The following is a 21275-nucleotide window of genomic DNA, read 5'->3' on the forward strand; positions in this document are numbered from 1 at the left end:
GGTACAAGGTGGATGCACGTAAACTTCATGCGTTTTTGCCGACGACGCTCGATACTGCGCGCATTGTCAGGAGATCATCCATGTTCTTGCGTCGGAATGGGCTGTCGTTGTGTCTGCTTGGGCTGACCGTGTTCTTTATTGGGTGCCAAATCTACGCGGGGCTGCACGCGTACAACGATGAGTTACGCGAACAGGGTCAGCCAACGCTGTTGCTCTGTGCGTATCTGCACAGCCCGCATTTCATGTCTGCACTGTTCGAGAACTGGGAGAGCGAATTTTTGCAGATGGGCATGTACGTGTTGCTCACCGTGAAGTTGCGTCAGGTGGGCTCCGCCGAATCGCGTCCGCTCGATCCTGCAGACGCAACCTCCGAGATCAAACCCGGAACCACGCCCTGGCCGGTGCGCGTCGGTGGATTGTGGCGACGCCTGTACGACCACTCGCTGGCGATCGCGTTTGGTGCGCTATTCCTGATGAGCTTTGTGCTGCACCTGGTCGGGAGTTGGCGGCTGGAGGTGCTGGAAGATGCGCAGAAAGGGTTGCCGCCGATCACGATTTTTGCGCATTTCACCAGCGCTTCGTTCTGGTTCGAATCCATGCAGAACTGGCAGAGCGAATTCCTGGCGGTGTTTTCGCTGGTGGTGTTGACCATCTGGTTACGGCAAAAAGACTCTCCACAGTCGAAACCGGTAGAGGCGCCGCATTCGCAGACTGGCGGGTAGAGCGGCAATCATACCTGCAGCGCGGTCGCCAGACGCCCGTAGCAGGGCATCTGCCTTCATGTAAACACCACATCAGCAAGCACGCACTTCACGCCGCCACGTGGCTGCGTTCACCACGGTGCAATGCCTGCTCGCCTAGCGTTGGATCACAACGAACAGTCAGGAGAAGAGCGTGGGTAGCGAACCGAAGAAGCCGTGGGGTCCGGCGGATGATCAGAAAAAGCCGTTCACGCCGCAGGAGCGTCGCAATGAGGATGCCGAATGGAAAGCGCATGACATGCCCGACGAAGACCGTGACGTAAACAAGGCCGACCCCGAGCACGACTATGAGCGACCGGATGGCTCGGAAAAACGCTGACGCACATCAGCAGCATCGCCAGCGCCCGCATCTCTGCGTGTGCGCGCCAGCGTATTGCATCTTGCACGTGTCTCAGTCCCGCACCATCTCAGTGGTGATGGTGATAACCGACGTCGGCGGCGATCTTGCCGCGGAACACACGGTACGACCACACGGTATAGCCGAGCACCAGTGGTAGCAGGATCACCAGGCCCACCATCGGGAAGATTTGCGACGACGGTGGCGATGCTGCCTGCCAGATGGTGTAGCTCGGCGGCACCAGGTAAGGCCACATCCCCAGCACCAGGCCGATAAAGCCCAGCACGAAGATCGCCAGGGTGAGCAGGAATGGCGAGGCATCGCTGCGCGAGCTGTCGCTGCTGCGCCACAGTGCGAGCGCGACGCCTGCGGTGATCAGCGGAATTGGCGAGAGCCACCAAAAGTTGCCGTGTTCGAACCAGCGCGCCATCACATGCGAGCTCAGGAACGGCAACCACGCGCTGACCAACACCACGAACGTCACCACCACACCTACCAGCGGTTTGGTCAGTTGCCTCGCCAACGTGTGTGTGCGGCCTTCGGTCTTGAGAATCAGCCAGGTGCTACCGAGCAGCGCATAACCAAACACCAGCGCGGCACCGGTGAGGATGGTGAACGGGCTGAACCAGCCGAACACGCCACCGGTATAGCGCCCGTTCTCCAGCGGCATGCCTTCCACCAGCGCGCCCAGGATGATGCCGTGTGCGAAAGCGGTCAGGATCGAACCGGCAATAAACGACAACGTCCACAGCCGACGCGAGCGCTGCGCCTTGAAGCGGAACTCGAACGCCACGCCACGGAAGACCAGTGCCATCACCATCAGCAGCACCGGTAGATACAGGCCGGACAAGATCACCGCATACGCGGTGGGAAATGCGGCGAACAGACCAGCACCGCCAAGCACCAGCCAGGTCTCGTTGCCGTCCCAGATCGGTGCGGCCGTGTTCATCATCAGATCCACTTCCTGCTCGTCACGCGCGAACGGTGCCAGCATGCCCAGGCCGAGCACGAAGCCGTCCAGCACCACGTACATCAGCACGCCGAAGCCAATCACGCCGAACCACACCACCGGCAGCCAGTAACTCATTTCCATGGCGTGTTCTCCTGTTCCAGTGACGTGTCTGCCGCAGACAGCGGGCGTGCCGGCGTGTGCTCGCCACCTGCCACATCCGGACCGTCGCGGCTTGCTTGCGGCCCGACGCGCACCAGCTTGGTCAGATAAAAGATGCCGAAGCCGAACACGAAGGCATAGCCCAAGACGTACACCAGCAGCGACACCGCCACCGTCACAGGCGCCTGCGGGCCCACTGCATCGGCAGTGCGCAGCAGGCCGTACACCACCCATGGCTGGCGCCCGATCTCGGTGACAAACCAGCCAGCCACCAACGCCATGAATCCGGCGGGCAACATGAGGTTCCAGGCCAGGATCAGCGCCTTGGCATGCAAGCGTCCGCGCCACCACGCAAGGGCCGAGATCCAGGCCAGCACCAACATCGCCATGCCCAGACCCACCATGATGCGGAAGGCAAAGAACACCGGCGCCACCGGCGGCCGTTGATCGCGCGGCACCGAGGTCAGTGGCGCGATGTCGCCGTCTGCGCTATGGGTCAGGATCAGGCTTCCCAGTCGCGGGATGGCCACCTCGTAATCGTTGCGCTCGGCCTTGGCGTTGGGCAGCGCAAACACCACCAACGGCACCCCGGCACCATTGCCTTCGCTATGCCAGTGCGCCTCCATCGCGGCTACCTTGAGCGGCTGATGTTCCAGCGTATTGAGTCCGTGCTGGTCGCCCACCATGACCTGGATCGGCAGCACGATGGCGGCGAATGCCACAGACAAGCGCAACATGCGCGCGCCTGCATCCACATGCAGTCCCTTGCGCACGTAATAAGCGCCGACGCCGCCAACCACGAAGCAGGTGGTGATGAACGAACCCAGCGCCATGTGCACCAGTCGATACGGAAACGACGGGTTGAAGATGATCTGCATCCAGCTGACCGGCTGCACGATGCCGTTGACCAGCGCGTAGCCGCGCGGGGTGTGCAGCCAGCTGTTGGACGACAGGATCCAGAAGGTAGACACCAGCGTGCCGATCGCCACCATGCAGGTCGCGAAAAAATGGAGACGCTCCGAGACGCGGCCCCAGCCGAACAGCATCACGCCCAGGAAGCTGGCCTCCAGGAAGAACGCAGTAAGCACCTCGTAGCTCAGCAGCGGGCCGATCACACTGCCGGCAATGCGGCTCAGCTCGGGCCAGTTGGCGCCGAACTGGAACGCCATCACGATGCCGCTCACCACGCCCATCCCGAACGACACCGCAAAGATCCGCAACCAGAAAAAATACAGTCGCTTCCATGCTTCCTCGTGCGTGCGCAGCCAGCGCCATTCCAGAAAGCCCAGCAGATTCGCCAGACCAATGGTGAAAGCGGGAAACAGCACATGGAAGGAAATGACGAAGGCGAACTGGATACGGGACAGCAGCAGCGCTTCCACAGGTCTCTCCTAACGCCGGGCGGTGTGCGAGCGTGCCAGCACAAGGGGGCGCCAGCCGGGCGACGACGCGCGCAACTGGCAACGGTAGCGTGCGCGAGCAGGCGCGCTTGGCGGAGAATGTAAGCCACCGCATTGCGCCGCTTGCAGCGGATGGCGCCGAGCCTGCGCGCATCATGCGCAAAAAAGAGTGACCGAGCGCACCGTGCGTAACGGCGCCGGCGCGTTAGGCACAACAGGCAGTTTACGAGTGCGATGCGCTAATCAAGCAAATATAACCGCGAGTCGCATCACGCTCCGCATCAATGGCGCAGGCAGCGCGGCACCAGCCAATCGGCGAGGACGGCATTCATCGAGTCCGGGATCAGGCATAGGGCGTCGTGTGCCGCCTTGATCGCTTCTGCGTCAGTCAAGTGGGCGCGCGTTGCACGCAGCAGGCTGTGGATAACCCAGCGGGCCCAACACGGTTTTCTGACGGGTTCATGCGGTATCACGGTGGCGTCGGCTTATGGCGGCCCCGGCTGATATCCTGGCACCAATGCACACACGCAAGCGAGCTGAACCCGCGCTCGACCAGCGCGGCCCCTGCCTTCGGACTGGTTTGGTTGCCGCTGCAAACCTTGCACTCCTTGGCGTTTCGGCATTGTCGAGACGGCAACCAGTCACGACCATGACGCTTGGCACTAGCGCAATCGAGCGCTTCCATGCGTACTTCGCCCACAGTCATCACGGCGGGCTCGACTTGGGGGAGAGCGCTGCACCATTCACACACCGTGACAGCAGCATGCAATTTCCGATGTGGTGTGCCAGCGTATTTCCTGCGGCCGTCACAATTCTCAACTGACCATCTATTAGTCATTTCGGACAGAAGCGCTCATGGACCGTCTTTCCTGCGCCATCATCGACGACGACGTGGAGTTCTGCGATCAGGTGGTTGAACTCGCCACCGATAGCGGCTTCCATGCCAAGGGCATCCACACCCTTGGCGAAGCCAGCCGCTGGCTGGACAGCAACTTTCCCGACCTGTTGGTGGTGGATGTTGGCCTGCCAGACGGCAGCGGTTTCGATCTGATAGAAAGGCTCGACCCGGATCACACCCCACAGATCGTCGTGGTGTCGGGCGATTACGCTCGCGAAACCCAGGGCCGTGCAAAGCAGTTCGGGGTGAGCGAATTCTTGACCAAGCCATTCGCCCCGGAACGTCTGGAGCGTGTGCTTGGCGGGTTGCGCGAAGCGCAACAAGGCAACCTGGGCATTGTCGGCAACAGCGACAGCATCGCGATGCTACGCAAGGACATCGTGCGTGTCGCGCCGACCGATTTGAATGTGCTGGTGACCGGCGAAACCGGTACCGGCAAGGATCTGGTCGCGCGCGCCATCCACCGCGTGTCCGGTCGTAGCGGCCGCTTCGTGCCGGTCAACTGCGGCGCCATTCCGGAGGAGTTGCTGGCCAGCCAGTTGTTCGGCCACGAGCGCGGCAGCTTCACCGGCGCCGACCGTCGGCACGCCGGGTTCCTGGAGCAGGCCGCAGGCGGCACGTTGTTCCTGGACGAAATCGGCGAGATGCCCAAGCGGCTGCAGGTGTATCTGCTGCGGGCGATCGAATCGCGCAGTTTCATGCGCGTGGGCGGCAACGAAGAGATTGCACTGGACGCGCGCATCGTGGCAGCGACGCATCAGCATGTGCAGCGCGAGCAGGCGGTGCTACGCGAAGACCTGTTCTACCGTCTCAACGAATATCCGATCCAGGTGCCGCCGCTGCGCGAGCGCCGTGGCGATGCGCGCCTGTTGGGGCTGCGCGTGATCGACGAGCTCAACGTCAAGTACGGCAAACGTAAATTGCCGACCAAGTCGCTGTTGCGCTATCTGGCGTACCACGCCTGGCCGGGCAACGTGCGCGAGCTGCGCTCGTTTATCCACTATCTGTATCTGCGTTCCGACGGCGATCTGTTGAGTGCGCCGGATGTGGAGCAGACCGTGCCGCAGGCCGACGAAGACGGCTTGCTGATTCCTGCCGGCTGGACCATGCGTCAGGCCGAAGATGCCATGATCGAATCGGCATTGGCACGCACGCGCTTCAACAAGAAGGCGGCGGCGCGCGAACTGGGCATCAGCGTGCGTACGCTGCACAACCGACTGAGCGACAAGGACGCGTCGTGAACGATGCTGCATCGCAGGGGCGGCAGCGCGAGCTGCTGCATGAGCTGCGTAACCGTCTCAACGTGATGGGCTTTGCGCTGTATGCCTTGCGTGGCGACACCTCCAAACCGATGGAGACGCTACGCACGGCGCATCAATCGGCCACAGCCTTGCTCAACCAGTTGGGCGAGCAGGAGCGTGCGCAGGCGCAGGGACGTCAGGCGCCGGACGATGCGCCGCCGCGGGAGACCGTGGATCGATAACGCTGGATGCCGGTGCCGGGTCCAGCCGTTGGCGCAGCGGACGACTTGCGGTGTCGCGCCGCTGGCTGACCGAAGGTGGGCGCCGTGGCGCCCACCGGATTCAGCGCTGAATGTCGCCGGTCGTCGAACCGGCACCCGGGCCCGCGCCCAGATCCGCACCGGTGACGCGGTCCAACTCTGGGTTGGACAGCAGCCGTTGCGACATGGCTGCCACCGCCCTGGCCTGGGTTGCATCCAGCGCCACCGATGCGGTGCCGTCGCCGCCATCCACGCAGGCCTGTTCGTCGCGGTCGGCCACCATCTCCCACTGCTCGCCGGAATTCCATGGGCCGACCATGTCGCCCTCGCCTTGGGACATGTTGTAGTAGATATCGGTGAAACGCGGATCGCCCGGCAACTTGCCCGGGGGGAAGTTCGGCTCGATCGCATACAGCGCCTTTTCGAACGACTTCTGATGCGCCACTTCGCGTGTCATCAGAAAGCGCAGGGCATCGACGATGCCGGGGTCGCTGGTGACGGTGATCAAGCGCTCGTAGACCAGCTTGGCGCGGGCCTCGGCGGCGATGTTGGAGCGCATGTCGGCGGTCGGACAGCCGATCGAATCCACATACGCGGCCGTCCACGGCGTGCCGGCCGAGTTCACCAGTGCCGGCCCGCCACCGTACAGGATCTGCTGGGTGTGGCTGGTACTGTTCTGGGTCATGCTGCGCATGTCCATGGCCTCTTCCATGCCCTCGGACAGCACTGCCTTCGGCCCCTGATTGAGCATGGCGATGATCGAACCGATGATTTCCAGATGGCTGAGTTCTTCGGTGGCGATATCGAACAACAGGTCCTTGCGACCAGGATCGCTCTCGCCCAGCGCCTGGGTGAAGTAGCGCATCGCAGCGGCAAGCTCGCCTTGCGGCCCGCCGAACTGCTCCAGCATCAGCGTGGCCAGCTCCGGATTGGGCGCGGCAACGCGCACCGTGTACATCAAACGCTTGTTATGCATGAACATGAAGTGTTCCTTGGCTGGCGCCCCTGCAACTACAACGCCTTGCGGCGTGCAGACACGTGGAAGCGTTGGCTTAAAAAAGGAGGCCCGCATGGGCTGCGGGCCTGTGCTGGGCGGTAGGTGCTGCGCAGTGGGTCAGGCGGCCTTGCTGGCCTTGGCCGCTTTCTGATTGCCGCCTTGCTCTGCCAGCAGGGTCAGTTTTTCATCGGTGGCTTTTTCTTCTTCAAGTGTTGCCAGCAGCAGCGGCAGCGCATCGGCATAGCCGAGTTGCCTGGCCATCGCTGCGATGGTGCCGTAAGAGGCGATTTCGTAATGCTCCACCTTCTGCGCCCCGCCGATCAGCGCGGCATCGCGGACCGGGCCGGCTTCGATGTCTTCGATCACCTCGCGGCTTTCTTCGACCAGGCCTTCCATTGCCGCGCACTTGATGCGCTTGAGCTTGATACCCAGCACTTCGACCACCTGGTCGATGCGTTCGATCTGGCCCAGGGTTTCTTCCAGATGGGTTTCGAACGCGCTTTTCAATTTCGGTTCGGTCGCCGCACGTGCCAGGCGCGGCAACGACTTAGTCAGTTGTTTTTCGGCGCTGTAGATATCTGACAGCTCATGGATGAAGAGTTCTTCGACAGTCTTGATCGCCATGGGTGATTCCTGCGTGTTGGTCAAAGGTTGAACATGGCGGTCACCGCTGAGCGGTAAAGCGTTCTGGTTGTTCGCGTTCGATAAGACGCGAGCACGATTGCTTTCCGGCGCGCGATCTCCGCTGTGGGATGGCGCGCTTGCGCCCGGCCGTTACCGCGTAATCGCCAAGCTAATCCTGCGAGTGTTAGCGCGATCGGTAGGCAGGGTGATCCCGATGCGAGAACGACCTGTGCCATAACGCCCTGCGTACACGCATCGCTCACGCAGGTGCCAGGCAGCGCCCGCGTTGACTGGCAGTGATTGCTGCGTGGGCGGGGCGCATCGCGGTCGCCTGCGCTGGGCCGCAGGAATGCGCAGCGGCGTTACCACGGATGCGGTCTCGCCGAGAGACGGATCGGCCGCGCGTGGGCAACGCCGATGGGTTACAACAGTGATCGAACTTTCTGCGAGACGCGCGATGACGCCGCTGGACAAACCATTACGTCGCGAACTGCAGCTCGGCGATCAGGCATATACCTTGATCATCGATCCGCAAGGTTTGAAGTTGGTTGAGAAAGGCAAGCGCAAAGGCGTGACCTTGCGCTGGGACGAACTGGTCAGCGGCGATGCCGCGCTAGCCAGTGCATTGCAGGCGTCGCTTGAAGACCATTAGCGCTGCGATGCGGAACGGCATTTAGAGCGCTGACAGAACAACTGCACACACCGCCAGGCGAGCGCGGCGGGCGCCCAGTGCAGCATGTATGACGCATGCACTGCGATTCGCATGCGCCGTACATGCATACCTGCAGAGTGCTTATCAGGTGTTGTAGCTGCTCTTGGCGTCTATCGATAGTCAGACGACCAGCGCAAGCGCAGTGGTCGGCTTGGCATGACCCTCCGAAGCGACGGCGTCTGGCAGACGCCACTGCATATCCCAGCAGGCGCACACACCTTGGTGCACTCCGCACGCAGTCCATCAATGCGTGCGCACCGCTCAGCCTGTTGCGAACAGCTTCGCAAGCTCGCGCACCGCCGCTTCCGATGCTGCGCGATCAGGCGTACCGTCTGCGTTATTGAAGTCGTGCGCGCCTTGCGCTTGCACCAGCAGGCCGTCGCGCCGCGGCACCACGTTGAGATTGTGGCCGCGCCAGACCAGCCCATAGGTGACTTCCGGTTGCGGGACCAGGCGCGCTGTCTGCCCGCGCACCGGGATCACGCTCTCATCGCCCAACAAGGCGCGCGCACCGTAACCGGTGGCGTTGATCAGAATCTTCTCGTGCAGGTCGCTGAACTGGCGCGGGTGCTCGAACTCCCGCGTGTAGAGCTCGCCGCCTGCCTGCAGAAAATCCTCCATCAACAAGCGTGCGTAGGCGCTAAGGTTGAAGGTGAGCTGGCTGTAGCGGCGCACGAACGGCACCGGAAACGGATGGCTGCCGGCCGCCACCGGTTGCGAGTCCGGGCCGAGATCATCGATCAGGTCGCGTTCCAGCGACGGATAGTTCGGTTCATGCGCTTCGGTAGAGACGACAGGTTGATCGAACGGCACGTCCGAGAGCACGTAGCCATCGCGCCATTCAATCGGCTCGCCGGGCAGACCCAGTAAGGTCTGATAACGACGAAACGACGTGCGCGCCATCTCTTCCCAACGCGTCTTGAAATCGGCAGTGGCGTATTCGCTGGTGCAGACGCGCGAATCCGGCGACCACACGCCGGTGGCATAGAACGAGCGCACGTCCGGAAGCCGCTCGTGCGCATAGATGCGCACGCGCAATCCGGAGCGCTGCGCCACCAGGGCAGTGGTCAGGCCGATCGCGCCACAGCCGATCACCGCCAACTCGCGCGCGGCGGGGTCGGCCGCTCGCACCAGCCGCAGCGCCTGTTCGGCCGCGCCCCAGGAGAGCGACCACCCGCTGCCGCCATGCCCGTAGTTGTGCACCACCGTCTTGCGGCCGATGCGCTCGGCTTCGATCCGCGGCCCCTGCGCACGGAACGGGCGCGTGCAACCGTTGATGGCGATGATGCGATCGACCGAGGCGCGCATCGGTGCCAATGGCGGCATATCCGCGAACGGTGCAGGCGAACTACCCGGCAGCGTCACCGGCAGTGCGGTGGGCGGAATGGCCAGCGCCTTGTCGGTTGCTGCCCAGCTCGCGGTGGAGGCGGTCGCCAGCGCAACACCGGCGCTGCGTAGAAAATGACGACGGTGCATGCAACTCCCTGACGTGCTGTGATGGGTTGAGGTGATCGCCACGCTGCGGCGAGCCATGCCTGCGTAACCGCGCGCTGTTGCCATATCACTCCGTGCGATCCGCCGCTGCCGGCCGCCGGACGCGACATGCGCAGCGCCTGCAGGTGCCCAGCATAGCGCGCGCATCGACCACTGCCTGCGCCGCAGCGCCAAGGTTTCGCGCCGCAATCCTGGCGCTTGATCCCGCGCTGGCGGCCATTCGTCGCCACGGGCTTCCGTCGTGGCGCGCGCCGGCTATGCTCGCCGCGTCCCATCCCAACGAGCTGCCATCCGTGTCCGCCAGCGTCTTCCTGATCGTGCGTATCGTGTTCGCCTGGGCCGCCGCGTTGGTGGTGGCCGGCATCATGTGGGCGCAGTTGTTCGGCTCGGTCGGCCCGGTCTTTGCGCTGGCCTGCATGGTCTTGCTGACGCTGGCATTGATGAGTTCGATCACTCATGTGCGGCGGGTGCGCCTGATCGCCGATCGGCTGGATCACACCACCTTGTCCACCCGTCAGCGTCGTCAGATCGAAGTGCCGCTGGATGTGCAGGCCAGCTTCGCGGTCATGGAAGAGGCGGTGCGTGCGCTGCCACGCGTACAGGATATCGAGTGTGCGCCGGGTAGCCTGCTGATCCGTGCCAAGGTGCGCCGCATCGACCCGTATGAAGGACGCCAGCCGTCGCGCTGGAATCTGTTCGCGCGCTTTGCCATCACCCACAACCAGATTTTGACCACGATCACGCCGGGGCAGGGCACCAGTAGCGTCACGGTGCTGTGCGAGCCCGACGCCGGCGCGTGGGTGGACCTGTTTGCGGTGGACGAAGGCAGCAATTACGAAAACGCCGAGGCGATCAATCGTGCGGTGGTGCGCCGGGTCGGTGAGCAGCGTCGTGACGAACAGGCCGCCGCCGAGCAATCGGTGATGGAAAAGGAACTGGCCGTGGCGCGCCTGAATCTGCTGCATGCGCAGGTCGAACCGCACTTTCTCTACAACACGCTGGCCAGTGCGCAGGTGCTGGCGCGCACCGACCCGCCGCGCGCCGACATCATGATCGGCCATCTGATCCAGTACCTGCGCAGCTCGCTGCCCAGCGCCGACGGCGCCATCGCCACCCTGGGCGAAGAACTCGAACGCACCCAGGCGTACCTGGAGATCCTGCGTATTCGCATGGGCACGCGGCTGGCCTTGCAGGTCGAAGTGCCCTACGAACTGCGCGCGCTGCCGCTGCCGTCGATGATGTTGCAGACGCTGGTGGAAAACGCGATCAAACACGGGCTGGAAGCCAAGCCCGGCGGCGGTACCGTGTGGATTCTGGCGCGTCGCCATGACGACCATGCCACGCTCACCGTGGCCGACGATGGCCAGGGCTTCAACACGCACAGCCAGGGCACCGGCATCGGCCTGAAGAACCTGCGCGAGCGGCTGAAGTTGATCTATGCCGACAAGGCGAGCTTTGCCATCGTGTCCAATTTCCCCAGCGGGGTGGCTGCCACGATCAGTCTGCCGCTGCCTGCGCAGCTGGTTGCCGCGCCCTCACCGCCGCCGGTGTCCACTGCGGCCGCGCACGCTCCGCAGGTGCAGGCATGAGCGCGCTGCGTGCGGTGGTTGCCGAAGACGAAGCGTTGCTGCGGCAGTCCTTGCTCGCGCTGCTGGCCGAGGTGTGTCCGCAGCTGCAGGTGGTGGGTGAATGCGAAGACGGTGCCAGCGCGCTGGAAACCATCGCCACCCAGCAACCGGATGTGGTGTTTCTGGATATCCGCATGCCCGGCCTTACCGGCATCGAAGTGGCACGCGCGATGCGCGAGGTCAGCCCGCGCACGCAGGTGGTCTTCGTCACCGCCTACGATCAGTACGCCATCGACGCGTTCGAACACGGTGCGGTGGACTACCTGCTCAAGCCCATCAGCCGCGAGCGCCTGCAGGCCGCCTGGCAGCGCGTGCAACAACGCGCCGCTGCCGGTCAGCCGGATGGCGCGCTGTTGGAGACCTTGCTGCAGCGTCTGTCGGCACGCCCGGCCGCCACGAACGCTGCACCGCCGCTAGCCTGGCTCACCGCCAGCAGCGGCCGCGAGACACGCTTGATCGCGCTGGAAGAGGTGGCGTATTTCCAGGCCGATCAGAAATACACCACGGTGATGACCGCCGCCGGCGAAGCGGTGTTGCGCACGCCGCTGCGCGAATTGCTGGATGTGCTGGATCCGCAGGTGTTCAAGCAGATCCACCGCTCCACCATCGTCAACATGAAGGCGGTCGCTTCGGTGGTACGCGACGACACCGGCAAGGGCCGGCTGGCGCTGCGCGGCCGCAGCGAAACGCTGACTGTCAGCCAGCCGTTCATGAGCCTGTTCCGCGGCATGTAGCTGCGGTGAGCAACACGTTGCGGGCGGTCGTCAGGCAGGTGCGGACGGCACGCTCAACCCGAAGTGCAAGCGTGAGTGGTCCATCCGTTCCCGCACAGCGTCCGCATCCGTCTGACGTCTCGCAGTTGTGGTGCCGGCCATTCCGATTTCCCCCGTTCGCATCAATGAAAGGACTTCCTCCATGCGCCTGATCGCCTCCCTGGTGTACTGCCTGCTCGCCCTGGCCGGCTGCCATGAACGCAATGGCACCACCTCGATCACCCGTGCCACCAGCGATGGCCGCGATGTGATCTTCAGCAAGACGCTGACCACGGCGACTACGACCAACGTGCATTGCCTGGCCAGCAATTCCGGCCACTGCTATTACCTGATCTACGAAGAACAGTGCGCGACCCGCAGCGCCGGCAGCACCGCCAGCGCGCCGGCCTGCGCCCGCAAGACTCTGGACAGCTTTGCACTGGCGCCGGGGCAGATGCGCGAATTACGCGGCGTCTCCGGCCAGGCGCACACCTGCGTGGCCACCGCGGCACCACGTGCCGATTGCGACGGCTGAGCGCCATCGGCTGACGTGTGCGGGCGGGCCGCGCGGCACAGGATCAGCGGGACACGAAGGGCAACGACTCCAGTAAGCCTGAATACGCACTGACGACAAGCGGTCGCTTCTGCGATCATTACAGGCTTGTTGCCGGTTCACGGCGCCCTCACTGCCAGGCTTCTCATGTCCGAACACTCGCTACGCCGCGACGTTGGCCCCTTCGCCCTCATGCTCACCGGCCTGGGCTCGATCATCGGTTCCGGCTGGCTGTTCGGTGCCTGGCGCGCTGCCGGCCTGGCCGGCCCCGGCGCGATCTGGGCCTGGATTCTCGGTGCGGCGATCATCACCACCATCGCGCTGTCCTATGCGGAACTGGGAGCGATGTTCCCCGAGTCCGGCGGCATGGTGCGCTACAGCCATTACTCGCACGGCTCGCTGGTGGGCTTCATCGCCGGCTGGGCCAACTGGATCGCAATCGTGTCGGTGATCCCGGTCGAGGCCGAGGCCTCGGTGCAGTACATGGCCTCCTGGCCATGGGCCTGGGCGCAGGGCCTGTATGTGCAGGCACCCGGCGGGGCGGGGGAGTTGTCGGTACCCGGCCTGCTGATTTCGGCGATGCTGGTGCTGGTGTATTTCTTCCTCAATTTCTGGAGCGTCAAGCTGTTCGCGCGCTCCAATACCCTGATCACCGTGTTCAAGCTGGTGGTGCCGGCGGCGACCGGCGTGGCCCTGATCGCCAGCGGCTTCCATAGCGAAAACTTCAGCGTCGGCATCCACGGCGATGCGCACGTAATCGACCTGGCCGCGGTGCTTACCGCGGTGGCTACCGCCGGCATCGTCTTCAGCTTCAACGGCTTCCAGAGCCCGGTGAACCTGGCCGGCGAAGCACGCAACCCGGGCCGCAGCATTCCGTTCGCGGTGCTGGGCTCGATCGCGCTGGCCACGGTGGTCTACGTGATCCTGCAGGTGGCCTATATCGGCGCGGTACCGCCGGACCTGCTGGCCAAGGCTGGCTGGCACGGCATCGATTTCCGCTCGCCGTTCGCCGAGCTGGCCATCATCGTCAACCTGCACTGGCTGGCGATGCTGCTCTACATCGATGCGTTCGTCAGCCCCAGCGGCACCGGCATCACCTATACCGCGACCACCGCGCGCATGGTCTACGGCATGGAAAAGAACGGCACCATGCCGGCTGCGCTGGGCAAACTGCACCCGGTCTGGGGCGTGCCGCGCATGGCCATGTTCTTCAACCTGGCGGTGTCGTTCGTGTTCCTGTTCTTCTTCCGCGGCTGGGGCACGCTGGCGGCGGTGATCTCGGTGGCCACCATCATTTCCTACCTCACCGGCCCGATCAGCGCGATGGCGCTACGCCGCCACGCCCCGGAACTGCACCGCCCGCTGCGCATCGCCGCGCTGCCGGTACTGGCCGGCGTGGCCTTCGTGATGGCCACCGAGCTGCTGTACTGGGCGCGCTGGCCGCTGACCGGCGAGATCATCCTGCTGATGGTCGTGGCGCTGCCGGTGTACTGCTACTACCAGGCCAAGCAGGGCTGGCCGGACCTTGGCCGCAACCTCAAGGGCGCGGCCTGGATGATCTGCTACCTGCCGACGATCGCGCTGCTGTCCTGGGCCGGCAGCAGCGACTTCGGCGGCCACGGCTATCTCAGCTACGGCACCGATCTGGCTGTTGTCGCCGCAGTAGGCGTGGTGTTCTACATCTGGGGCGTGCGTAGCGGTTGGCGTACCCCGTCGGTGGAGAAGGCGGTTGCGCAGGCGTAGCTGATTGCGCGTTCGGGTGCGCTGCTAGCCGGCGATCACTACCGTAAACCGGCGGGCAGTAGCGGCTGGGAATAAAACAAAACGGCCGGTGCATTGGGCACCGGCCGTTTTGTATCCAGCGGAATCATCGCTGCAGGTGGATGTGGCTGGGTCAGCGCTTCACCGCATCCACCGCTGGCGCTTGTCAGGAATTAACCACCAGCCGTGGTGCGCCATCGAAGCGATCGAGGTCGCGCAACAATTCGGTGTAGCGGCGCAAGCGCCCCATTTCGCGCATGTTGACGATGTCTTCATGGCGCAACTCGCGCTTGGAGGTCACCTCCTGCTTGTAGCGCAGCACTTCCGGGTAGCGGCGCGTCATCTCCAGCGCGTCGGCAACGCACTCGACCGAGTCGGCATCCGGCGTCACCCGCGCGCGGCTGTTGAAGGCGCGCAACCACCGTTCGAAACCGGCGCTGTGGTCGAACAGGTCGGCGATGTACCACATCACGAACAGGATGGACGCCCACGAGGTGAAAATGATCACCACGCGGCTGAAGGTGAGGTGGTAGTCGTTCTGCCACAGCTGGTGGGTGATCACGCCCAGCAACACCAGCGAAATGGCCTGCCAGCCGATGATCGAGGCGATCACCCACTGTTTCTTGGCCACCTTGAGCAGATCGAGCTCTTCGTCGAGCTGGGCATCGGTCTTGTCGCGCCAGTAGACGACCTGTTCGTCGAAGGAGCGCCGATGGAGTGCGTTGTCCTGCAATAGCAGGCCTAAACCCTGGAACAAAGCGATCATGACAAGCTCCTGACGGATGGCTGGTACGAACGACTTGCTGCACTGGCCGCGGCCGGTGCCCTGGAGCGTCCGTAACGTGCTGGCGATGCAGGGCGTTGTCGGACGGTCTTAGTTCTAGCACTTTCGCTGTGCATGGCAATGCCTCAGGCGAAGCCGTGGCCACGCCATTCTGCGCATGCGCGCACAAATTGCTGAATTCAGGCGGATTTAGCGCACTGTCGCCGAGGCCTGCCTGCGCTCCATCTCCGATCTTGCTGCACTGCACACCTGATGCTGCGGCAATCGCCACGTGCGATAGGGTGGGGAAGCCGTCTTGTTTGGCATGTTGAAAGCGATGACGCAGGGCATTTGTGCAACGCCGAGCCGGCTCGTAGAAAGGGGGGCATTGATGAGTGACTGGCCGATCGCTGCACCATGCAGATGCCAAGCCACCGCCCCGCATTCCCACGGCCTCACCACGACCGTCCCCAGATGGCAGTCGCCATCGCTGACGCACGAGCAGGTGCCTGGTCGGCAATGCGCTGATCTGGCGTTGCAGATGACATGCGTATCATCGCAGCATGTCAGCCGTCCTGCGTACGCTCACCGCCCCCGTCGCCAAACAGATCCACCGTTGGGTGCTCGGCGCCTTTCCGCGTGGGCAGAGCACCATTGAATACGATCAGCCGCTGGGCGATCCGGGCATCTTCGGGCCCGATAGCATCACCTGGCGCATCCACTCTGAATTTCCAGGCATGCTGTCCGGCGGTTTGTGCGCATTGATGTTGCAGTTGTTGCATCCGCGTGCGCTGGCCGGGGTGTACGACCATTCCAACTTCCGCACCGACCTGATCGGGCGGCTGCGGCGCACAACCAACTTCGTCGCCGGCACCACCTACGCCCCACGTGCGGAGGCCGAACAGCTGATCGTCCGCGTGCGCAAGATCCACTCGCATATCCGCGGCCACACTGCTGACGGCGTGCCCTACGACGCCAACGACCCGCAGTTGCTCACCTGGGTGCATGTCACCGAAGCCTATGGGTTTTTGCAGGGATGCCGGCGCTATTGCCGTGATGTGCCCACTGCCATCGCCGACCGCTATTACGACGAAGCGCGACGCGTTGCCGAAGCGCTAGGTGCAGCCGACGTGCCTGCCAGCGAGGCGCAGGTGGATGCGTATTTTGCATCGGTCCTTGGAGAGTTACGCATGGACGCGCGCTCGCGCGAAGTGCTGGACATCCTCACCAGTATCCAGCTACCGGTGCCCGCGGCAGGCCTGTCGCGGGGCGTATTTCTCGGTGCCGGCACGGCCTTGTTGCCAAGTTGGGCTAGCGACATGCTCGGCCGCACCACCACGCAACGCGCGCAGGCGCGCGCATCGGCACGTCTGCTACGCAGCATGTCGCCGCTGTTCCGCACGGCCTTGCGCGACGGGCTGTCTGCGCGCGCGTGCAGGCGCATGGAATTACCGCCGGCGATGTTGCTGGAGTGGCCTGGCAGAGCGTAATGCCGGTGGGGCGAAGTGACAGGGTGTTGCGCAGTGGCAAGCCGCATGAGATGCGCCCGGTGGCCGCATTTTGATCGCAGACACCCATGATGTATACGAGCGTGCAGCGGCATCGTATTCTCCCCAAGTTGTCTACTGGGGTGAGTGGACTTCCCAGTATGGGTAATTGGCATTCAGCGCTAGCTCGACCATTGCGTGGAGAAACTGCGTTGCAGTCACCAGCACCGACAACACCTACCAAATCTTGACCCGCTGCTCCGGCGCCAGATACAGCCGCTGGCCCTGCGTCACATCGAAGGCGGGATACCACGCATCCAGATTGCGTACGGTTTGCGCGCGCAAGCGGCCGGGTGCGTGCACGTCGGTGAGCACGATATTGCGCAGTGCCGCGTCGCGATATTTGCTGCGCCAGGCCTGCGCAAAACCGAGGAAAAAGCGCTGATCCGGGCTGAAACCGTCGATGGTCTGCGGTTGCTTACCCTGCAGCGACAATTGGTAGGCATCGTATGCCGTGGCCAGGCCCGCGACGTCGGCGATGTTTTCACCCAGTGTCAGCTTGCCGTTGACCGACAGATCGTCAAACGGTTTGTAGGCACTGAACTGCGCGGCCAGCGCGTTGCCGGCGCTCTCGAACTTCTTCAGGTCTTGCGGCGTCCACCAGTTGTGCAGTTCGCCGTGTTCATCGAACAGCGCGCCCATGTTGTCGAAGCTATGACTGATCTCGTGCCCGATCACCGCACCGATCGCGCCATAGTTCACCGCATCGTCGGCGGCTGGGTCGAAGAACGGCGGTTGCAGGATTGCCGCCGGGAAGATCAGGCGGTTTTCCAGTGGCACATTCAGCGCGTTGACTTCCTGCGGCAGCATGTACCACTCGCGGTGATCGACTGCCTTACCCAGCTTGGCCAGATTGCGGCGGTACTCGAACAATTGGGCACGTTCCACATTGCCCAGCGCATCGTCGCGGCGCACGTCCAGCCCGCTGTAGTCTCGCCAGTTGTCCGGGTAGCCAACCGCCACCGTCAAGCCGGCGATTTTCGCTTTGGCGTGCTGCTTGGTCTCGGCACTCATCCACTCCAGTGCATCGATGCGCTTGCCGAACGCGATGACGATGTTCTTGACCATCTCTTCGGCGCGCGTCTTGGTCTGCGCGCTCACGTACTTCTGCACGTAGCGCTTGCCGACCGCTTCGCCCAATGCGGCGTTGGTCGCGTCGATGCCGCGTTTCCAGCGCTGGCGCTGCTGCGGGGTGCCTTCCAACGTCGTGCCGTAAAACGCGAAGCGCTCGTCGGCGAAGGCCTTGGACAGATACGGCGAGGCGCGATCCAGCGCGCGGAAGCTCAGATAATCTTTCCAGGTCTGCAGCGGCTCGGACTGCACCAGCGCCGACAATCCGCTCACTGCGCGCGGCTGCCACACGATGAAATCCTGCTGTGCGTTCAGACCGGCGGCGTCGAAGAACAGCGCCCAGTCCAGGCCGGGAGCATTGTGCGCGAAATCGGCCTGTTTCCAGGCATTTGCGCCGGCCTGCACATTGTTGGTCTGCTCAGGCGTGGCGTGCACGCGCGCCATGGCGACTTCCAGTTCCAGGATGCGCTCGGCCTTCGCGGGCGCATCGCTGATGCCGGCCAGCTCCAGCAGCGTGACAATGTGCGCGCGGTAGGCCTCGCGCAGCTGTGCCATGCGCCCACCGTCCAGGTAGAAACTGCGCTCGGGCATGCCCAGGCCGCCTTGCACCAGATAGGGCACGTAGCGACCTGGATGATGCAGGTCCTGCGACACCCACAGGCCGAACAGTCGGTCGGTATAGAAATTGGTGGAGTTGAGCAAATCCACATCGGCGCGCAGCTGGCCGCCCAAGGTGCGCGCTAGCGCCTGCTTGTCGTCGAGCTGGGCGATCGCATCCAGTTCCGGTTGCACCGGGCGCACGCCCTTGGCCTCGATGCTGGCTTCATCCATGTAAGCGGCGTAGTAGTCGCCGATCTGCTTGTCTTCCCCGGTGACGCGGTCGTTGGCGGCAGCGCCTTCGATGATGTCGCGGCTATGCCGCTCGGTCTCGATGGCGATGGAGACGAAGCTGTTGAAGCTGGAGCGGTCTTCCGGAATCTGCGTGGTCTTGACCCAGTTGCCGCTGGCGTACGAGAAAAAGTCGTCGCCCGGCGCCACGCTGCGGTCCATGCCGGCCACATCGAAGCCGAAATCGCCGAGCTTGGGCTGACTAGGAGGTGGCGCTGGGTGCGTGCTCGCGGCCGGGGTCGCGCCATCGCGGTGGCACGCTGCGGTGGTCAGCAGCGCGGCAGACATGGCAGCGATCAGGACGGGGCGATGCAAAAATGCCATGCGGCGCAACTCGTATAACCGGAACAGAAAGCACAGTGTAAGTGGCCTGCGGTGCCACGTGCCGGTTCGCGGGCAGGCGACGCTGCGGATCGTGGTAGTGCGGACACGCTCGGTTCAGCGCCGGCGTTGATACCAGAAGCCGAGTGCATCGCGGGTCTGCAGCATGCGTCGTCCATGCCACAGAAATCGCAGCAGCAGGCCGAGGTGTTCGCGCTTGGAAAAGCTGCGCAATTTGCGGTCGGAGGTGTGCACGGTCTGGCGCAAGATTACAAAGCGTCCGCAGCGCGCCAGCGCCCGACTCAGGGCCACATCTTCGCCGGCGTAGTAACGCGTGTCGAAGCCACCCGCGCTGACGAATGCCATCCGCGTGCAGAACAGAAAGCACCCGGGCGCAATGCCGGACACACGAAAAAACCAGCCAAAAAACGCCTGCGCCATGCGCTCGGACCACACGCGCTTGCCCTGCAAATGCACGTGCGCACCGCCGCCCACCGCGCCGGCATCCAGTGCAGCCAATGCGGCGCCAACAACTTGCGGATTGATCAGGGTGTCGGCATCCAGAAATAACAAGCGGTCGCCTTGTGCGGCCTGCGCGCCGGCGTTACGCGTCGCGGCGATGTGGCGCAGCTGCACCTCCAGTACCTGCGCGCCATGGCTGCGTGCGATGGCCGCAGTGGCGTCTTCGCAGGCATCGGCCACCACAATCACCTCATAGTCCAGCTGCATCGCTTGCGCGCAAGCATGCAGGCACTGCAGCGTGTCGCCGATCAGGGCGGCCTCGTCATGGGCGGGAATCACGAAGGACAGCATGGGCGTGGTTCGTGTGGGCTGTGCCCAGTCTGCAAGGTGCAGCGACGCGATGATGTGAGCGGGAACGGTCAATACGATCCACTCGGGATCAAGCGAGCACTGCGGCGCAGGCACATGCCACTTCATCGCGCGTGATGTCTTGGATGGCGGCATTGGTAGGTAGCAAGCTCACCAACGCCAACGCCAACGTCAACGCAGTGTCGCAACGATCGCTGCGGCCACTGCGGTGACGACCAGCGCGGCTCAGCGGTTGACCGCACCCATCATCGCTTCCGGATAGCGCGTGCCGGCCGCGGCCTGCGCCGGGAAGATCGCATCAAGACGTGCCAGCTCGTCCGGCATCAGTGCCGCATCCAGCGCCGCGATGTTTTCTTCCAGATAGGCCAGCCGCTTGGTGCCCGGAATGGGGATCAAGTCCTGGCCCTGCGCCAACACCCAGGCCAGCGCCAATTGTCCGGGCGTGATGCCCTTGTCGGCAGCGATCGCCTTGACTTGCTCCACCAGCTGCAGGTTGCGGGTGAAGTTGTCACCCTGAAAACGCGGCGAGTGGCGGCGGTAATCGTCGGCATCGAAATCGTCTGGCGACGAAAACGCACCGGTCAAAAATCCGCGGCCGAGCGGCGAGTACGGCACGAACCCGATGCCGAGTTCGCGCACCGTGGCGAACACGCCGTTATCTTCCGGCTCGCGCGACCACAGTGAATATTCGGTCTGCACCGCGGTGATGGGATGCACCGCATGCGCGCGGCGAATGGTGGCTGCGGCCGCTTCCGACAAACCGAGAAAGCGCACCTTGCCCTGTTCGACCAGGCGCGCCATCGCGCCTACGGTGTCTTCGATCGGCACGTTGGGGTCGACGCGGTGTTGGTAATACAGGTCGATATGTTCAACGCCCAGCCGACGCAGACTGGCCTCGCAGGCGGACTGCACATACGCCGGGCTGCCATCAATGCCACGCACGGACGGATCGTTGGGGTCGAGCTTGATGCCGAATTTGGTGGCCAAGAACACTTCATGGCGGCGCGAGGCAATCGCCTTGCCGACCAGCACTTCATTGGTGTGCGGGCCGTACATGTCGGCGGTGTCGAGCAGGCTGATGCCACGGTCGAGCGCGCGGTGGATCACCGCGATCGAAGCGGCCTCGTCGCTGCGGTCGCCATAGAACGCGCTCATGCCCATGCAGCCAAGGCCGAGCGCCGAGACGGTGGGGCCGGAACGGCCAAGCGTGCGGGTTTGCATGGTGGGGGACTCCGTGCAGCAAAAGGTCGGGCAACAATGGCGCGCAAGGCGTTAGCGCGATGTGGCCCACACGCTAACGCACAGCCCGCGCAGCTCGGCAGGCA

20 protein-coding genes are annotated in these 21275 nt (G+C 63.8%); 10 read left to right on the forward strand and 10 right to left on the reverse strand.

The features are described from left to right. Positions 1 to 80: 80 nt before the first annotated feature. Positions 81 to 722, forward strand: coding sequence for a DUF6766 family protein (locus tag M0D43_RS14240; protein WP_260807283.1), 642 nt, complete (start codon positions 81 to 83; stop codon positions 720 to 722). Positions 723 to 894: 172 nt separating this feature from the next. Further along, complete coding sequence (locus M0D43_RS14245) at positions 895 to 1080, forward strand: hypothetical protein (protein ID WP_260807284.1); 186 nt, start codon at positions 895 to 897, stop codon at positions 1078 to 1080. A gap of 88 nt (positions 1081 to 1168) precedes the next feature. Here M0D43_RS14245 and cydB read toward each other — a convergent pair whose 3' ends face one another. From cydB to M0D43_RS22195, 3 genes are all read right to left on the reverse strand, one after another. Beyond that, positions 1169 to 2191, reverse strand: a complete 1023-nt coding sequence (gene cydB / locus M0D43_RS14250; RefSeq protein ID WP_260807285.1) for a cytochrome d ubiquinol oxidase subunit II — start codon at positions 2189 to 2191, stop codon at positions 1169 to 1171. Beyond that, complete coding sequence (locus tag M0D43_RS14255; RefSeq protein ID WP_260807286.1) at positions 2182 to 3591, reverse strand: cytochrome ubiquinol oxidase subunit I; 1410 nt, start codon at positions 3589 to 3591, stop codon at positions 2182 to 2184. The genes cydB and M0D43_RS14255 overlap by 10 nt, the downstream gene beginning before the upstream one ends. A gap of 299 nt (positions 3592 to 3890) precedes the next feature. After that, the gene (locus tag M0D43_RS22195) at positions 3891 to 4082 is read right to left on the reverse strand and encodes a hypothetical protein (protein ID WP_425510599.1); all 192 of its coding nucleotides are present in this window, start codon (positions 4080 to 4082) and stop codon (positions 3891 to 3893) included. A gap of 382 nt (positions 4083 to 4464) precedes the next feature. On the opposite strand from M0D43_RS22195, the gene M0D43_RS14260 reads away from it, so the two are divergent. Together M0D43_RS14260 and M0D43_RS14265 are read left to right on the forward strand one after the other, a co-directional pair. Continuing rightward, the gene (locus tag M0D43_RS14260; protein WP_252161918.1) at positions 4465 to 5748 is read left to right on the forward strand and encodes a sigma-54-dependent transcriptional regulator; all 1284 of its coding nucleotides are present in this window, start codon (positions 4465 to 4467) and stop codon (positions 5746 to 5748) included. Continuing rightward, positions 5745 to 5990: a hypothetical protein gene (locus M0D43_RS14265; RefSeq protein ID WP_260807288.1), complete on the forward strand. Its 246-nt coding sequence runs from the start codon at positions 5745 to 5747 to the stop codon at positions 5988 to 5990. The genes M0D43_RS14260 and M0D43_RS14265 overlap by 4 nt, the downstream gene beginning before the upstream one ends. 100 nt (positions 5991 to 6090) lie before the next feature. Here M0D43_RS14265 and M0D43_RS14270 read toward each other — a convergent pair whose 3' ends face one another. Beyond that, the gene (locus M0D43_RS14270; RefSeq protein ID WP_252161920.1) at positions 6091 to 6990 is read right to left on the reverse strand and encodes a manganese catalase family protein; all 900 of its coding nucleotides are present in this window, start codon (positions 6988 to 6990) and stop codon (positions 6091 to 6093) included. Between the two features lie 132 nt (positions 6991 to 7122). Continuing rightward, positions 7123 to 7629, reverse strand: a complete 507-nt coding sequence (locus M0D43_RS14275; protein ID WP_252161921.1) for a YciE/YciF ferroxidase family protein — start codon at positions 7627 to 7629, stop codon at positions 7123 to 7125. Positions 7630 to 8086: 457 nt separating this feature from the next. Here M0D43_RS14275 and M0D43_RS14280 point away from each other — a divergent pair, with 457 nt between their 5' ends. Next, positions 8087 to 8281: a hypothetical protein gene (locus M0D43_RS14280; protein ID WP_260807289.1), complete on the forward strand. Its 195-nt coding sequence runs from the start codon at positions 8087 to 8089 to the stop codon at positions 8279 to 8281. Between the two features lie 321 nt (positions 8282 to 8602). On the opposite strand, the gene M0D43_RS14285 is transcribed toward M0D43_RS14280, so the two are convergent. Next, the gene (locus tag M0D43_RS14285) at positions 8603 to 9817 is read right to left on the reverse strand and encodes an FAD-dependent oxidoreductase (RefSeq protein ID WP_260807290.1); all 1215 of its coding nucleotides are present in this window, start codon (positions 9815 to 9817) and stop codon (positions 8603 to 8605) included. Between the two features lie 311 nt (positions 9818 to 10128). Between M0D43_RS14285 and M0D43_RS14290 the strand changes: the two genes are divergently transcribed. From M0D43_RS14290 to M0D43_RS14305, 4 genes are all read left to right on the forward strand, one after another. Next, positions 10129 to 11424, forward strand: a complete 1296-nt coding sequence (locus M0D43_RS14290) for a sensor histidine kinase (RefSeq protein ID WP_260807291.1) — start codon at positions 10129 to 10131, stop codon at positions 11422 to 11424. Then, positions 11421 to 12197 (forward strand): LytR/AlgR family response regulator transcription factor, encoded by a 777-nt coding sequence (locus M0D43_RS14295; protein WP_252161924.1) that lies wholly within the window; start codon positions 11421 to 11423, stop codon positions 12195 to 12197. Before M0D43_RS14290 ends, M0D43_RS14295 begins: the two co-directional genes overlap by 4 nt. Before the next feature lie 181 nt (positions 12198 to 12378). Further along, positions 12379 to 12750 carry a hypothetical protein gene (locus M0D43_RS14300; RefSeq protein WP_252161925.1) on the forward strand — a complete coding sequence of 124 codons (372 nt, stop codon included), beginning with the start codon at positions 12379 to 12381 and terminating at the stop codon, positions 12748 to 12750. A 165-nt stretch (positions 12751 to 12915) separates the two neighbouring features. Further along, a complete protein-coding gene (locus tag M0D43_RS14305; RefSeq protein WP_252161926.1) occupies positions 12916 to 14511 on the forward strand; it encodes an APC family permease in 1596 nt (531 codons plus the stop codon). A 184-nt stretch (positions 14512 to 14695) separates the two neighbouring features. Here M0D43_RS14305 and M0D43_RS14310 read toward each other — a convergent pair whose 3' ends face one another. Further along, entirely contained in the window at positions 14696 to 15382 is a 687-nt protein-coding gene (locus tag M0D43_RS14310; RefSeq protein ID WP_313905462.1) for a hypothetical protein, read from the reverse strand. A gap of 473 nt (positions 15383 to 15855) precedes the next feature. On the opposite strand from M0D43_RS14310, the gene M0D43_RS14315 reads away from it, so the two are divergent. Then, positions 15856 to 16782: an oxygenase MpaB family protein gene (locus M0D43_RS14315; protein WP_252161928.1), complete on the forward strand. Its 927-nt coding sequence runs from the start codon at positions 15856 to 15858 to the stop codon at positions 16780 to 16782. Positions 16783 to 17016: 234 nt separating this feature from the next. Here the strand turns inward: M0D43_RS14315 and M0D43_RS14320 are convergent, their stop codons facing one another. The 3 genes from M0D43_RS14320 to M0D43_RS14330 form a co-directional block, all read right to left on the reverse strand. Further along, a complete protein-coding gene (locus M0D43_RS14320) occupies positions 17017 to 19086 on the reverse strand; it encodes a M13 family metallopeptidase (protein ID WP_252161929.1) in 2070 nt (689 codons plus the stop codon). Positions 19087 to 19236: 150 nt separating this feature from the next. Beyond that, positions 19237 to 19932, reverse strand: a complete 696-nt coding sequence (locus tag M0D43_RS14325) for a glycosyltransferase (protein ID WP_252161930.1) — start codon at positions 19930 to 19932, stop codon at positions 19237 to 19239. 243 nt (positions 19933 to 20175) lie between these two features. Continuing rightward, the gene (locus tag M0D43_RS14330; RefSeq protein WP_252161931.1) at positions 20176 to 21171 is read right to left on the reverse strand and encodes an aldo/keto reductase; all 996 of its coding nucleotides are present in this window, start codon (positions 21169 to 21171) and stop codon (positions 20176 to 20178) included. Positions 21172 to 21275 lie beyond the last annotated feature (104 nt).

It is taken from the genome of Xanthomonas prunicola, assembly GCF_025266575.1.
Taxonomy (GTDB): Bacteria; Pseudomonadota; Gammaproteobacteria; order Xanthomonadales; family Xanthomonadaceae; genus Xanthomonas; species Xanthomonas prunicola.